Here is a 13,295-nt window from a genome sequence, read left to right on the forward strand (position 1 = left end):
CTTGGTGTCCCTGTGAGAACCCACCCATGACCCAACCGACCTTGATTCTCGACGTGCCGCCGGACTTCAGTTTCTGGAGAACCGTGCTGAGCCACGGCTGGTCTACCCTGCAACCCTTCGTTATGGATCGTCGTCGGCGCCGGCTATTGCGGGTCCTGCAACTCGACTCCCAGCCGGCACTGGCCGAGATGCGGGAACAAACGGATGGCAAAGTCCGGGTGGGCGTACACTCCTCCGGTCCGCTGTCCGGTCGGGACCTGAGATCGGTCAAGGAGGCCGTGGCCCACATGCTGCGGTTGGGAGAATCCCTGGCCGAGTTCCATAGGGAACTGGCACGGCGGGACCGTTCGGGCCGGTTCCACTGGGTCCCCCGGGCCAAGGCGGGGCGGTTGCTGCGGGCCCCCTCCTTCTTCGAGGACATGGTCAAGATGATCTGCACCACCAACTGCTCCTGGAAGGCCACCCAGCGCATGGTGACCGGGATGGTTCAGAAGCTGGGGACACGACTGGATTCCGACTACTGCTGCTTTCCCAGCCCCGAGCAACTGGCGGGGACCACTTCCCGGTTCCTGAGACGGGAGATTGGCTGCGGATACCGCAGCGGCTATCTCATTGAGCTGGCCGAGAGAGTGGCCACGGGCAGGCTGCCGAACGGTGAATGGGAGGATCTGACCGGGGAGGAAGCCTACCGCCGACTGCTGGCCATCAAGGGAATCGGTCCCTATGCCGCCGGGAATCTGCTGAAGCTGCTGGGTCACCACGACCACCTGAGCCTGGATAGCTGGGTCCGACCCCGGTTTGGGGCCGTTTATGGACTGAAGAAGGCCCCCAAGGACTCCGCCATCCAGAGGCACTACCGGCCTTTCGGCCGCTGGCAGGGGCTGGTGCTCTGGCTCGATCTGACCCGGGACTGGTTCGAGGACGGGGATTCGCGGTCTTCCTGATGTACGGTTTGCCCGGCGGCCCCGGGTCCCGGGAATTGCCGGCCCGGGTATAATGGGGCATTCCGCAGAGAGCATGGGCGGCTCGATCGCCAAGAGATGCCGTAACCGGGAATCCTCCGAGGGAACATGCTGCCTTTGTCACTGGTAAGTCAATTCAAGGACCAATGCGTCCTGATCGCCGGCGACACCCACATCGACCGTGAGGTCTACGGGGACGTGCACCGCCTGGCGCCCGAAAGTCCCGTTCCGGTGCTGCAGATCACCTCGAAGCGGGCCATCCCGGGTGGGGCCGCCAATGTCGCCAGGAACATCTCCAGGCTGGGCGGCCAGGCGGCCCTCTACGGCTTCTTCGAAGGGGATGAGGCCAGCCGGGAGATTTTGGGTGAACTGCGGGAGGAGGGCGTTCAGGTGCTGAGCGCCCCGCCGACCGCCCCCTATCGCCTGCCGGAGCGTCGGCGCTTTTTCGCCTCAAACCACCAGCTCATCCAGATCCTTCAGCGGCCGGCCATCGACCACTATGCCGACTCGCTACCCCCCCTTGGCGAGTTCACCTCCGAACTCCCCGGCAGGCCCCGAACCGTAGTGGTCTACGATCAGGGCTACGGCTTCGTGACACGATCGCTTCTGGACTCGGTGGAAGCCCTGGCCCGGGACCAGGGGCTGAAGGTCGTCATCGACGCCCATCCGGAGCATGTCCGCTGGTATCCCCGGGCCGACCTTTTCACCTTCAACGCCGGAGAAATCGTGGCAGCGGCGGCTCAACTGGGGGAGTCCGACTCCAGCCCGGAGCGGGCGGGCCGGCGGGTGGCCGAGAGGCTGGACTCGAATGTTCTGGTTACCCGCGGAAGCCAGGGGATGACCATCTTCCCCACCTCGGGCCGGCCGCAGACCATTCCCGCCGACCCGGTGCCACTGGCGGACCGCGCGGGAGCCGGCGACAGCGTGACCGCCGTTCTGGCCCTGAGCCTGTCTGCCGGCGCCGACCTGAAATCGGCGGCAGCCCTGGCCAACAAGGCCGCGGCCACGGTGGTTTGCAAGCCCGGCATCGCCTACCTGAATCCGGAAGAGCTGCTGAATCTCTTTCACCCCCAGATCAGCAGCCTGCTGCGCGAGAGCGTCGAGGTGAAACAGCGCCTGATCACCGAGCAACTCCCGGAGATCGAACGGGTGGTGAGGGCCATCATTCAGACCTACCGCGACCACAAGACCGTCTACGCCTTCGGCAACGGAGGGAGCGCCGCCGACGCCAACCACTTCATTACCGAACTGGTGGGCCGTTTCCGCATCGAGCGCAAGGGACTCCCGGCCTTCTCCTTTTCCACCAACGAGATCCTGATGACCTCCATCGCCAATGACTACGGGTACGAAAGCACCTTCACCCGCCAGGTGGACACCTTCGTCAAGCCCGGGGACCTGGTGGCGGCCTTTTCGACCAGCGGAAAGTCGGAGAATGTCGTGCGGGCCATCCAGATGGCCAAGGAAAAGGGGGCCACCACGGTCGGCTTCACCGGATCCTCCGCCGGGAGCTTTCCCGAGCTGTGTGATCTCTGCATTCAGGTGCCTTCCGACAACACCCCCCGTATCCAGGAATCCCACCTGGTGGTCGTCCACATCATCTGTGAACTGCTGGAAAAGGAGTTGGCCCTGACGGACCCGATAAAAGACCCCCCTGTTCCCGTCCGGCCTTCAGGCCAAGACCCCCATGGAAACACGAGTCAAGAATAGCCTGGAATGCATCCGGCAGATCTCCGGCGTGCGGGTGCTGGTGGTCGGCGATGTCATGCTGGACACCTACCTGGCTTGCCGGGCCTTGGGCGTGGCCGACGAAGCCCCCGTCCCCCTGCTGGAAGTCCGAAGCCAGTCCCGGGCGCTTGGGGGAGCCGCCAACGTGGCGCGCAACCTGGCCCGGCTGGGTGCCCACACCGCCCTGACAGGAATGGTAGGAGGCGATTCCGAGGCCGAGGCGGTTAAAAGGCTGCTGCGGGAATCGGGTGTGGAGGGGGCCCTGCTCGAGAGTCATAGGCCGACCACTCTCAAGACCCGCGTGCTATCGGGAGATCACTACTACCTTCGGCTGGACGAAGAAGAACTCTCGCCTTTGACCGAAGCCGAACAGGCTGCTTTGGCTGCCCGAATCGAAGCTCGATTGAGCGAGGTCGATCTGCTGGTGGTCTCCGACTACGACAAGGGGTTGCTCTCTCCGAGCCTGGCCGAGCGGATCGAACGCTTGGCCCGGGAGAGCGGCCGCCGGATCGTGGCCGACCTCAAGCCCCGAAACGCCCTCAACTGGCGCCACCTGCACCTGATCGCCCCCAACCTGAGCGAAGCCCGTTCCCTTAGCGCCCAACTCGATTCCGGAGGGGAACCGGGCGATGACGTCGAGACCATTGCCGAAACGCTCAGATGCCGGATGGGCTGTGCTGTAGTTCTGAAGATGGGCAGCCAGGGCATGCTGATTGCGCCACCCTCCGGCTCCACCTGCCGCCTTGATGCCCTCTGCCCTTCCCCGGTGGAGGTCTCGGGAGCCGGCGACACAGTGCTGGCAACGCTGGCCGCCGCTCTGGCCCAGGGCGCCGATCTGCACCAGGCCGCCCGGCTGGCCAACCTGGCCGCGTCCATCTCCGTCTCCAGGCCCGGCACCCACGCCGTCTCGGCAGCCGAGCTGACGGAGGCGGTGACTCAATCAGAAAAGGCACAAGGTGCCTGACACGAGCAGAAAGACCGCTGCCCACCTCCGAAACACCTTCTCCCCAGCCCGGAGATGGACAAAGTGACCCAACAGGGTCGCCGCCACCAGAGCCGGCAGCAGAGTCAGGGCCAACTGCAACCCCTGAGTGTCCAGCAGCCCCTGGTGGGCATACAATCCGAGCCTCCAGGCGTACTCGACGGCAAACAGCACGATCAGCGTCGCCCGAAATGCTGCCTTGTCCAGGGCCTGGCTCGAGAGGAAGGCCACATAGGCCGGGCCGCTGGTTCCGAACATTCCTCCCAGCAATCCTCCCGCAAGCCCCGCCGCCAGCCCCCATCGGCTGGACACGACCGGGGCTGAGGGCGTATTTCGCAGGAAGAACAAACCGACCCCAATGACAGCTACGCCCAGGACAATCTCCATAGGCCGGTTGCCCCAGGAAGCCAGCAAATAGACTCCCGCAAGGCTACCGGGCACCGCCCCGGCCAACAGCCGCAACAGGTTGGCCCGGTCGACCCTGCGAACGGCGCCGGGCACCAGCAGGATGCTGAGAGCCACCTCCAGGCAGGATTCGACAGGAACGATAAACTTCAGGGGAAAGAGCAGCGCCAGCAGGGGAATGCTGAGCAACGCCCCTCCGAACCCGGAAAAGGATCGGAAGAAAAAGGCAAACAGGATGATGGCCTGAGCAGCCAGCAGGGATGGATTCATGGAATTGCGAGTTTTAAGCCGTCATCGACCAGGAAGAACTCCATTAATTCTACCAACCAATAATCGGCGTCGGTTTGGTCATCCCTGTCTTCGCTATCATCCGCCTTGATGTTTCAGTGCGCCGGTAGTGTTGTGGCCGCCTGCTGTAACAGCGGTCGCCCTTGGATGATTGGTATTGAAATATGCATATTCATATGTATAATTTGGGTGATGCGGCTCCTTTGACGCGAACCCAAGCGGCAAGCCAACCTCAAGAAGCATGGACTGGATTTCGTCGACGCTGAGCATGTCTTCAAGGGTCCTCTGTTCACCTTTGAAGACAACCGCGAGAACTACGGCGAACAGCGTTGGATCACGCTTGGGCTTTTGGGCACGAAGGTCGTAGTAATCGTGCATACTGAAACTGAAGATGCACTCCGTGTTATTTCCATGCGTGAGGCAGACAACGATGAAAAGCTTCTCTTCTTCAGCAACCTGTAATGATCGTGATGAATATCCCAAGGTGACACAAACGGACCTGGACCGGGCCACATTCCGCGTCGGACTCAAGCCCGCCCCACGCAAGCAACGCATCACAATCTCGCTGGACACAAACCTCGTCGAATACTACAAGGCAAAGGCAGGGAAGCGCGGGTATCAAACCCTGATTAACGAGACATTGAGGCAGGCGAAGGAACAGGAAGAGTTGGCCGATACGTTACGGAGAGTCATTCGAGAGGAATTGCATCGCGAAAAGCACTACGGCAGCACCTGACGAAAATGTCCAAGCGGTAGTGGTTCCGCCGCCCGTACAGTGACGGCAATTACCTGACAGTTCCCCTTCCAGGGCAGATACAGCAGCCCCCCCATCACCGGAAAAACCCCCGCCAGGCGACGTCGACCAGGGTGTGGAGCAGGGCCGGGGCCATCAGGTTGCGGGTGCTGGCGTAGGCTCGGCCGTAGACCAGTCCGGCCAGGGTGGCCAGCAGGAAGTAGCGCCAGTCGGGGCTGGGACCGTTGTTGAGATGGGCGGCGCCGAAGATGAGCGCGGCCACTCCCAGAGCCACAGTGGGGCGGCCGATCGCTTTTTCCAGCAGGTTCTGAATGATGCCTCGGAACAGCAGCTCCTCGGGAATGCCGATGAAAATGAAAATTCCCAGCGCCATCGGCAGGAGGGCGCCGGGTGAGGCAAACTCCTCGGCGGGCTGGAGGAAGCCGGTCAGAAGGCCCAGCCCGATGGCTACCGGGGCGTACAGCGCGAAATACCCCGCGGCAACCCGCCAGTCCACCGCCCGCCAGCGCCACCGATAGCCCACCCCATCCAGGCCCTGCAGGCAGACCACGCAGAACACACCCAGGCAGGTCCCGACCAGCGCGCTCATTCCATAAGCCAGGCCCCCAGCGGGCCAGGTCCAGACTCCTTTCATCAAGCCGAAGTCCAGGGGAAGCCACAGCACCAGCGCCACCAGCCACTCCTGCCAGTGAAATCGATTGGCAAGCCTTCGGGTGAACAGGACGATCAGAAGAGGGACAGTCAGGTAAAGGGCCAGTTTGAGATACGGTAAAAATCCCAGCGTATCGGTAGCGCCGCCGTAAATTTGGTAGGGAATCCAGAGAACGGTTGCAAACGGCAGCACCCGGCCTGCGTTGGGCCCAAACCAGTCCCCGAGAGTCTGTTGAAGGGGTGGGTAACCCAAGAGAAGGAAGAGGAAGAAGTAGCTGTTCAGGCAGAGGGCCGCCAGTCCGGTTCGCAGGTCGACAGCGACCTGCCCGCCGGAGAGTCCCCAGGCCAGCAGGTTGATGCCTATCAGAATGAGACAGATCGTCAGGACCGGAAGCTTCATCTATTGAACGTTCCTGGAGCCGTGCGGGGACTGCAAGGGATTGCCCAAACGCCCCATCGATCGGACCGGCGGCGTCCGCCGCCAGAGTTCCGGGACCCCAAACGAGGGGGTTGATGTATTATGCCCTGTCTCCGAGAGGGGAGGCAGCGGCTTTTCTACCATGACCCGGAAACCCAAATCCCTGTGGCCGACTACCGCCTGGGCCCTGATCCTGGGAATCGCCTTTCCCCTGTCCCTGCAGGCCTACATTGGACCGGGGGCGGGTTTTGCCTTCGTTTCCTCCTTTCTGGTGCTGCTGCTGGCCGTCCTGCTGGCTGGCTTTTCCCTCCTCTCCTGGCCCCTGCGGCTCCTGGCGGGCCTCTTCTTCAAGCGCAAGCGAGGGAACCGGCAAAAGACCGACTTTTCCCGGGTGGTGGTTGTGGGATTCGACGGCATGGATCCCAAGCTGGCCGAAGGCTTCATGAAGGAGGGTCTGCTACCCAACTTCCAGAAGCTGAAGGAGCGGGGCGACTTCACCGCACTGGCCACCAGCTTGCCGGCCATTTCCCCGGTGGCCTGGTCCTCCTTCTCCACCGGAGTGGACGCCTCCTACCACAACATCTACGACTTCCTCACCCGGGACCCCTGCACCTACGCCCCCATCCTGTCCTCGGCCCAGATCAGCGCCGCCTCCCGGGTGTTCTCGGTGGGCAAGTACCTGATCCCCCTGGGAAAGCCCCGGGCCAGCCTGAAACAAAAGAGCAAGCCCTTCTGGAATATTCTGGGTGAACGGGGCATCTTCAGTTCCATCATCCGCGTCCCGGTCACCTTCCCGCCGGAGAAGTTTCACGGAGTGCTGCTCTCCGGCATGTGCGCTCCCGACCTGAAGGGCTCTCAGGGAACCTTCTCGCTTTACACCAGCAACGGCGACCCCTCCGGATCAGCGCTCGGAGGAACGCGGTACCCGGTCTCCCTCAGCGACAACCCGATCCGCACCGCGCTCCACGGGCCAGAGAACCCGCTGATTCGCGACGGGGGAGAGTTGACCTTGCCCATGGAGATCCGGCTGGACCCCTCCGGAGACCGGGTTCGCATTACCGTCTCGGACCAGGAGTTCGAGCTGGAACAGGGTAGCTACTCTCCCTGGACTCGGGTGGTCTTTCGACCCGGGCTGGGAATGAAGGTCCACGGGATCTGCCTCTTCCACCTGAATCGAATCTCGCCCCACTTCGAGCTCTACGCCTCCCCCGTCCACATCGATCCCGAACGCCCCATCCTGCCGATCTCGCACCCCTTCATCTACTCAGTCTACCTGGCCAAGCTGATCGGGACCTACGGCACCCTGGGGCTGGCGGAAGACACTTGGGCCCTCAACGAGGGGGCCATCGACGAAGAGGCCTTCCTCAAGCAGGCCTACCTGCTGTACGAAGAGCGGGAGAAGATGTTCTTCAAGGTCCTGGAGCGCACCCCCAAAGGAGTCTGCGCCTGCGTCTTCGACACCACCGATCGGGTTCAGCACATGTTCTTCAGGTGCCTGGACGCCGATCACCCCTCCAACCGCGGCAAGGAAACCGAGAAATACCGGAACGTGATCCGCGACCTCTACATTCGAATGGATCGCCTGTTGGGTCGGCTATTCCAGGTCCTCGACGACAAGACCCTTTTGCTGGTCATCTCCGACCACGGGTTCACCCAGTTCAAGCGGGGACTCAATCTGAATGCCTGGCTTCGGGACAACGGCTATCTCTTCCTCAAGGAGGGTCGCAACGAGAGCGGCGATTGGCTGCAGGGAGTCGACTGGGAACGAACCCGAGCCTTCGCCCTGGGACTGACCGGAGTGTTCATCAACCGCAAAGGACGAGAAGCCAGGGGAATCGTGGAGGAGGGCGAGCCCCTGGCGGCCTTGAGAAACGAAATCTCCCGGAAGCTGACCGGGCTGGTCGACCCCGAGACGGGCCAAACCGCCATTCGGAGGGTGGTTGAAACGGAGAGAACCTTTACCGGCCCCTATACCCACGAGGCTCCCGATCTGCTGGTAGGATACAATGCCGGCTATCGAACCTCGTGGGCCGGCGCCACGGGACGGGTCACCCCATCGCAGTTCGAGGACAACACCCGGCACTGGAGCGGCGACCACTGCGTGGACCCCGTCCTGGTTCCCGGTGTCCTCTTCAGCAATCGAAAGATCCAACAGGAGAATCCCGGGCTGACCGACATCGCTCCCACCGTGCTCAAGGCGCTGGGAGTGGAGCAGCCGGGCCACATGAAGGGACGCCCCCTGATTTAGACTTCCCGGAGGCGGCCGGTCCGGTCCCGCCCCCCAACGCATGGAGAGAATGTCATGTTTGGCAGCAGGATCAAGCTGGACGGCGAGTTGCTGAGCCGATGCCGCAAGCAGGCGGAACAGCTCGGCTACAGCTCGGTCGAGGAATTCATCACCCACGTCCTGGAAAGGGAGTTGAGGGCCATGGAGGGAACCGGGGGCGAGCCCGCGGCAGATGAAGAGGAGATCGCCAACCGCCTGAAGGGGCTCGGGTATATCGAATAGTCCGACTCCCCCGGCTTGCTTCGATCCAGATCGGAACCTCAATCCGACCCACCATGGAGCTGTTCAACCGCACATTGAGCCTGGCGACCGACCTGGTGATGGCACCCTTAAGGGGGCTTTCGCCCTCGACCTCCCTGCTGTTGCTGTCAGCCGCCATGGGCCTCCTGTTTCTGCTGGTTTTCCGTCTGACCTCCAACCAGGACGCCATCGGAAGGCTGCGGCGGCGGATGGGGGCCCACCTGCTGGAATTCCGTCTCTTTCAGCACAGCCTCGGCATCCAGTGGTCGGCTCTGTCCCGCATGCTGCTGGCCAACCTGATTTACTTGAAGTATGCCGTACGGCCCCTGTTGGTCATGCTGGTTCCGCTCGGCCTGCTGCTGATCCAGTTGGACCAGTGGTATGGATACCATCCCCTCAAACCGGATGAGACCGTCCTGGTGTCGCTGAAACTGTCGGGAGAGGGAGATCTCACCAAGGTGCGGCTGGAGACCGGCGACCACCTGGAACCGGTGGGAAGACCCCTGCGCAGCCCGCACTCCGGAGAGGTGAACTGGAGCGTCCGCCCGCAGCGGCAGGGGAACCAACTGTTGACCTTTCTGTTCGAGGGCCGGCAGGTGCACAAGCGGATCGTCATCTCCAACCAGGGGCTGGCGAGGGTCTCGGCGGTCACTCCGTCCCGAAATTTCTGGGAAGTCCTGCAGCACCCGGGAGAGCCGCCTCTGCCGCCGGACTCCTTCGCAGAACGCATCTCGGTGGATTACCCCGCCCGCAGGATCGACCTGCTGGGATGGGAAACCCACTGGCTGATCTTCCTCCTGATCGTCTCCACTCTCGCGGCCCTGGCCTTCAAGCGGCTTCTCCGGGTTCAGATCTAGGAGTGTTCGTTCCATGACCAAGATCCTGGTGATCGGGCTCGACTGCGCCGCCCCCGAGATCCTATTCGGGGATGAAAGACTCACCCACTTTCGACGGCTCATGGCCAACGGCTGCTACGGCAGGCTGGAGAGCGTGATTCCCCCCATCACCGTTCCCGCCTGGATGTGCATGGCCACCAGCCAGGATCCCGGATCGCTGGGCGTGTACGGCTTTCGCAACCGGGCGGACCACTCCTATGACGGCCTCCGCTTCGCCGACGCCCGATCCATCCTGGAGCCGGCCATCTGGGACCAGGTGTGCCGGCAGGGTGGGCGTTCGAACATCATCGGCGTTCCCCCGTCCTATCCGCCCAGGCGGGTTGACGGCATCTGCGTGGGGTGTTTTCTGACTCCCGACACCGCCCGCAACCGGTACACCCATCCCGCCCTCATCCAGGAGAGGATCTCCCAACTGGTCGGGGACTACCCGGTAGACGTGAGTGGCTTTCGCACCCACCGCAAGGACTGGTTGAAGCAGCAGATCGACTCCATGACACACACCCACTTCGAGGTGGTCCGCCACTTCCTGCGCCACTCCAAGTGGGACTACTTCCAGTTCGTGGAAATCGGCCTGGACCGGATCCACCACGGCTTCTGGCAGTATCACGACCCGCGCCATCGCCTCTTCGAGGCGGGCAACCCCTATTCGGAAGTGGTCGGCGATTACTATCGGCTACTGGACGAGGAGGTGGGGAAGCTGCTGGAACTGCTGGACAAGGAGACGGTCATCCTGGTGGTCTCGGACCACGGAGCCAAGCCTCTGGACGGGGGTTTCTGCGTCAACGAATGGCTCATCCGCCAGGGCTGGCTGGTCTTGAACCGCTATCCCGGGGATGCCACGCCCTTCGGCCAATTGGCGGTCGACTGGGATCGGACCCGGGTCTGGAGCGAGGGAGGCTACTATGCCCGGGTCTTCCTGAACGTCAAGGGCCGGGAGCCTCGCGGAATCATTAGCCCGGAGGACTATGATCCCTTCCGCGACGAGGTGGCCGCCAGGCTGGAAGCCATCCCGGATGACCTGGGCCGTCCCATGGGCACCCAAGTCTTCAAGCCCGAACGGGTCTACCGCTCGGTCCGCAGGGTGGCCCCCGACCTGATCGCCCACTTCGGGGGACTGGCCTGGCGCTCCATCGGATCGGTGGGCCGGCCGGAACTGCACTTGCAGGAGAACGACACCGGCCCCGACGGCTGCAACCACGCCCAGCACGGCGCCTTCATTCTCAACGCCCCCGGACTCTCACGGCGTGGAGAAGTCCAGGGTGCCCACCTGCTGGACATGGCGCCAACGCTGCTCCGGCTAGGCGGCTACGACCTGCCGGGTTCCATGCAGGGAACCCCGCTCTTCAGTTGAGTCCCGGCTCGGCAGCAGCCGATCGCCTCCCTATCGGAGCCACTCGTCCCGGTGCTCCCGCACATAGTCGTCGTCGTTGAGATGGGGATAGGCCTGGTAGACGCGGTCGATCTCCTCCAGTTGCCCCGGTCCCAGGGTTTCTTCCGGATCCAGGCACCAGATGCCCTCCAGCAGGCCCTGGCGGCGCAGCACTTCGTGCAACCCCGGGACGCAGCCCCGAAAATCGTTGGCCGCATCGAAAAAGGCCGCATTGCTGTCGGTCACCTCGATGGCCAGCCTCAGCACCGATTCCGGCAGTGTCCCGTCGCCGTTGCGGTAGCCGTGGCACTCCTCCAGGATCTCGACCGCCCGCCGGGTCCACACGGCCCAGTGCCCCAGCAGGCCCCCGACGATCCGCAGCTCCACCTCCTTCCCCCGGATCCGGAAGCGATGAGGGGTGATGAGGTCCATCACAATGTTGTCGTCGTTTCCTGTATAGAGGGCGATGTCCTCTCGTCCCGCCTCCGCCACCGCGCGCAGCACCTCCAGGGTGTGGTAGCGGTTGAAGGGCGCCAGCTTGATGGCGACCACCTCCGGAAGTTCCACGAATCGGCGCCAGAACCCGTAGGACAGCTCCCGGCCGCCGATGGTCGACTGCAGGTAGAAGCCGAACACCGGGGTGACCCGGGCCACCTCGCGGCAGTGGTCCAACAGCTCCTGGTCGTCGGCCTGGCTCAGGGCGGCCAGGTTCAGAAGGCCGGCATGGTATCCCAGCTCTTGAATCAGTTCCGCCTCGGCCACCGCTTGAGACGTGGGGCCGCAGATCCCGGCGATCCTCAGCAGGGGCTCCGGCCGGTTGGCGTCGGCCCGATCCATCTCTTCCCGGGTCAACTCCAGCACGGGTCGAAACAGGTCATGCCTGGGATCCCGGATGGAAAATTGGGTCATGTGAACGCCCAGGGCCAGACCTCCCGAACCGGCTGCGATGTAATAGCGGGACAAGGCGCGCTGCCGCCGCTCGTCCAGCTTGCGGCCGGCCGTCAGGGCCAGGGGATGGGCGGGGATGACCACTCCCCTGGAAAGCAGGGAATGCAAGTGTTGACTCAACACGGCTACCTCCTGAAAGGCGGACTAGAATCGGCCGTCACGAACCTGGAAATGGGTGGGCTTGTCCAGGCTGGGACCGCCGCGCATCACCCAGTCGGCGATCCAGCCCAGCAGCCGTTCAATGGCTACCCGGGGCCGGCCGAGCCTCCGATAGCCGCGGCGCCCGTCGCTCAGCAAGGCGTCGGCGGCTTCCTCTCCCACCAGGTTGAGAGAGCGGTTCATCAGCCGGCCCAGCTCCCGGCAGATCCGGCGAACCGAGAGGCGCTCGGGCCCGGCGATGTTCACCACCAAGGGCGGGGCTGCGCAGTGCTCGATCGCCCGCAGGGCCATGGCGTTGGCGTCACCCTGCCATATCACGTTCACATGGCCCATGGTCAGGTCAATGGGCTGCCGCTCCCAGACCTTGCGCGCCAGGTCGACCAGGACTCCGTAGCGCAGCTCACAGGCATAGTTGAGCCGCAGCAGCGCCACCCGGGTCCCCCGGGTCCGGCTGAAATACTCGAACATCCTCTCCCTGCCCAGGCAGCTCATGGCATATTCGCCTTCCGGCACGGGAGGATCCTCCTCGCTGGAACCGCTGCCGGCAGCCGGGGTCATGGGGTAGACGTTGCCGGTCGAGAAGGCCACGATCCGACTCCGGCTGAACCGGCGGCAGACCATTGCCGGCAGGTGGGCGTTGACCGCCCAGGTGCGGGCCTCGTTGCCGGTGGAGCCGAACTTCATGCCGACCATGTAGATCACGGTAGGAACTTCGGGCAGCTCCTCCAGCGCCTGCGGGTCCAGCAGGTCGCAGCCGATGGTCTCAACCCCCTGCGACTCCAGCCGTTCCCGCTCTCTCTGGTTGGAGAAGCGGGAGACGGCAATCACCCTTCCGCGACTCGAGCCCGCTTCCAGGGCCCGGCTGGCCATGCGGGCCAGGGTGGGACCCATCTTCCCCCCCGCCCCCAGGACCAGAAGATCTCCCGACAGCCGGTCCAGGCTGCTGATGACCTCGGCGGTCGGTTCACTCAGCAGGTCCTCGAGCTGATCGATGTCGTCAATACGTTCCGTCATGGGGAACATCGTGACTGAACAACCCCTGTTTTGCTCCGTCTGATCCGTACCGTCGTGTGCGACGGCGGCGCGGCGAAGTGACAAGTGAATAGTGGATAGTGATTAGTGGATAGTTATTTGATCGACACGCAAAGCCTCTTGTCGGTCGCGGCACAGTCCTTCATGTAAGTACCGCCCCCGCCCTACCGGACAGATCA

13 protein-coding genes are annotated in these 13,295 nt (G+C 63.5%); 9 read left to right on the forward strand and 4 right to left on the reverse strand.

Annotated features, from left to right (window positions below; translation table 11 throughout):
• The first annotated feature begins 26 nt into the window (after positions 1-26).
• From OXI69_08265 to OXI69_08275, 3 genes are all read left to right on the forward strand, one after another.
• The gene (locus OXI69_08265; GenBank protein ID MDE2666130.1) at positions 27-944 is read left to right on the forward strand and encodes a Fe-S cluster assembly protein HesB; all 918 of its coding nucleotides are present in this window, start codon (positions 27-29) and stop codon (positions 942-944) included.
• 126 nt (positions 945-1,070) lie between these two features.
• Positions 1,071-2,669, forward strand: a complete 1,599-nt coding sequence (locus OXI69_08270) for a PfkB family carbohydrate kinase (protein MDE2666131.1) — start codon at positions 1,071-1,073, stop codon at positions 2,667-2,669.
• Positions 2,647-3,651, forward strand: coding sequence for a bifunctional ADP-heptose synthase (locus OXI69_08275; GenBank protein ID MDE2666132.1), 1,005 nt, complete (start codon positions 2,647-2,649; stop codon positions 3,649-3,651). Before OXI69_08270 ends, OXI69_08275 begins: the two co-directional genes overlap by 23 nt.
• Here the strand turns inward: OXI69_08275 and OXI69_08280 are convergent.
• Positions 3,628-4,344, reverse strand: a complete 717-nt coding sequence (locus OXI69_08280; GenBank protein ID MDE2666133.1) for a sulfite exporter TauE/SafE family protein — start codon at positions 4,342-4,344, stop codon at positions 3,628-3,630. The two genes, OXI69_08275 and OXI69_08280, sit on opposite strands and share 24 nt — an antisense overlap.
• Before the next feature lie 264 nt (positions 4,345-4,608).
• Here OXI69_08280 and OXI69_08285 point away from each other — a divergent pair, with 264 nt between their 5' ends.
• A complete protein-coding gene (locus tag OXI69_08285; GenBank protein ID MDE2666134.1) occupies positions 4,609-4,824 on the forward strand; it encodes a BrnT family toxin in 216 nt (71 codons plus the stop codon).
• Positions 4,793-5,098: a BrnA antitoxin family protein gene (locus OXI69_08290; protein MDE2666135.1), complete on the forward strand. Its 306-nt coding sequence runs from the start codon at positions 4,793-4,795 to the stop codon at positions 5,096-5,098. The genes OXI69_08285 and OXI69_08290 overlap by 32 nt, the downstream gene beginning before the upstream one ends.
• Positions 5,099-5,192: 94 nt before the next feature.
• On the opposite strand, the gene OXI69_08295 is transcribed toward OXI69_08290, so the two are convergent.
• Positions 5,193-6,167, reverse strand: a complete 975-nt coding sequence (locus OXI69_08295) for a type II CAAX endopeptidase family protein (protein ID MDE2666136.1) — start codon at positions 6,165-6,167, stop codon at positions 5,193-5,195.
• 160 nt (positions 6,168-6,327) lie between these two features.
• On the opposite strand from OXI69_08295, the gene OXI69_08300 reads away from it, so the two are divergent.
• The 4 genes from OXI69_08300 to OXI69_08315 are packed head-to-tail and all read left to right on the forward strand — an operon-like array spanning position 6,328 to position 10,959.
• The gene (locus OXI69_08300) at positions 6,328-8,433 is read left to right on the forward strand and encodes an alkaline phosphatase family protein (GenBank protein MDE2666137.1); all 2,106 of its coding nucleotides are present in this window, start codon (positions 6,328-6,330) and stop codon (positions 8,431-8,433) included.
• Positions 8,434-8,487: 54 nt separating this feature from the next.
• Positions 8,488-8,694, forward strand: coding sequence for a hypothetical protein (locus OXI69_08305; protein MDE2666138.1), 207 nt, complete (start codon positions 8,488-8,490; stop codon positions 8,692-8,694).
• A 53-nt stretch (positions 8,695-8,747) separates the two neighbouring features.
• Complete coding sequence (locus OXI69_08310; protein ID MDE2666139.1) at positions 8,748-9,569, forward strand: hypothetical protein; 822 nt, start codon at positions 8,748-8,750, stop codon at positions 9,567-9,569.
• A gap of 13 nt (positions 9,570-9,582) precedes the next feature.
• Entirely contained in the window at positions 9,583-10,959 is a 1,377-nt protein-coding gene (locus OXI69_08315; GenBank protein ID MDE2666140.1) for an alkaline phosphatase family protein, read from the forward strand.
• A 30-nt stretch (positions 10,960-10,989) separates the two neighbouring features.
• Here the strand turns inward: OXI69_08315 and OXI69_08320 are convergent, their stop codons facing one another.
• Together OXI69_08320 and OXI69_08325 are read right to left on the reverse strand one after the other, a co-directional pair.
• Positions 10,990-12,048 carry a dihydrodipicolinate synthase family protein gene (locus OXI69_08320; GenBank protein ID MDE2666141.1) on the reverse strand — a complete coding sequence of 353 codons (1,059 nt, stop codon included), beginning with the start codon at positions 12,046-12,048 and terminating at the stop codon, positions 10,990-10,992.
• 21 nt (positions 12,049-12,069) lie between these two features.
• Positions 12,070-13,107 carry an NAD-dependent epimerase/dehydratase family protein gene (locus OXI69_08325; protein MDE2666142.1) on the reverse strand — a complete coding sequence of 346 codons (1,038 nt, stop codon included), beginning with the start codon at positions 13,105-13,107 and terminating at the stop codon, positions 12,070-12,072.
• Positions 13,108-13,295: the final 188 nt, after the last annotated feature.

This window comes from Acidobacteriota bacterium, assembly GCA_028875575.1.
Taxonomy (GTDB): domain Bacteria; phylum Acidobacteriota; class Terriglobia; order Versatilivoradales; family Versatilivoraceae; genus Versatilivorator.

Bases quoted from the DNA above. Each gene is read 5' to 3' on its own strand.
- OXI69_08265 (MDE2666130.1), top strand. From the start codon at position 27: ATGACCCAACCGACCTTGATTCTCGACGTGCCGCCGGACTTCAGTTTC.
- OXI69_08270 (MDE2666131.1), top strand. From the start codon at position 1,071: ATGCTGCCTTTGTCACTGGTAAGTCAATTCAAGGACCAATGCGTCCTG.
- OXI69_08275 (MDE2666132.1), top strand. From the start codon at position 2,647: ATGGAAACACGAGTCAAGAATAGCCTGGAATGCATCCGGCAGATCTCC.
- OXI69_08280 (MDE2666133.1), bottom strand. From the start codon at position 4,344: ATGAATCCATCCCTGCTGGCTGCTCAGGCCATCATCCTGTTTGCCTTT.
- OXI69_08290 (MDE2666135.1), top strand. From the start codon at position 4,793: ATGAAAAGCTTCTCTTCTTCAGCAACCTGTAATGATCGTGATGAATAT.
- OXI69_08295 (MDE2666136.1), bottom strand. From the start codon at position 6,167: ATGAAGCTTCCGGTCCTGACGATCTGTCTCATTCTGATAGGCATCAAC.
- OXI69_08300 (MDE2666137.1), top strand. From the start codon at position 6,328: ATGACCCGGAAACCCAAATCCCTGTGGCCGACTACCGCCTGGGCCCTG.
- OXI69_08305 (MDE2666138.1), top strand. From the start codon at position 8,488: ATGTTTGGCAGCAGGATCAAGCTGGACGGCGAGTTGCTGAGCCGATGC.
- OXI69_08310 (MDE2666139.1), top strand. From the start codon at position 8,748: ATGGAGCTGTTCAACCGCACATTGAGCCTGGCGACCGACCTGGTGATG.
- OXI69_08315 (MDE2666140.1), top strand. From the start codon at position 9,583: ATGACCAAGATCCTGGTGATCGGGCTCGACTGCGCCGCCCCCGAGATC.
- OXI69_08325 (MDE2666142.1), bottom strand. From the start codon at position 13,107: ATGTTCCCCATGACGGAACGTATTGACGACATCGATCAGCTCGAGGAC.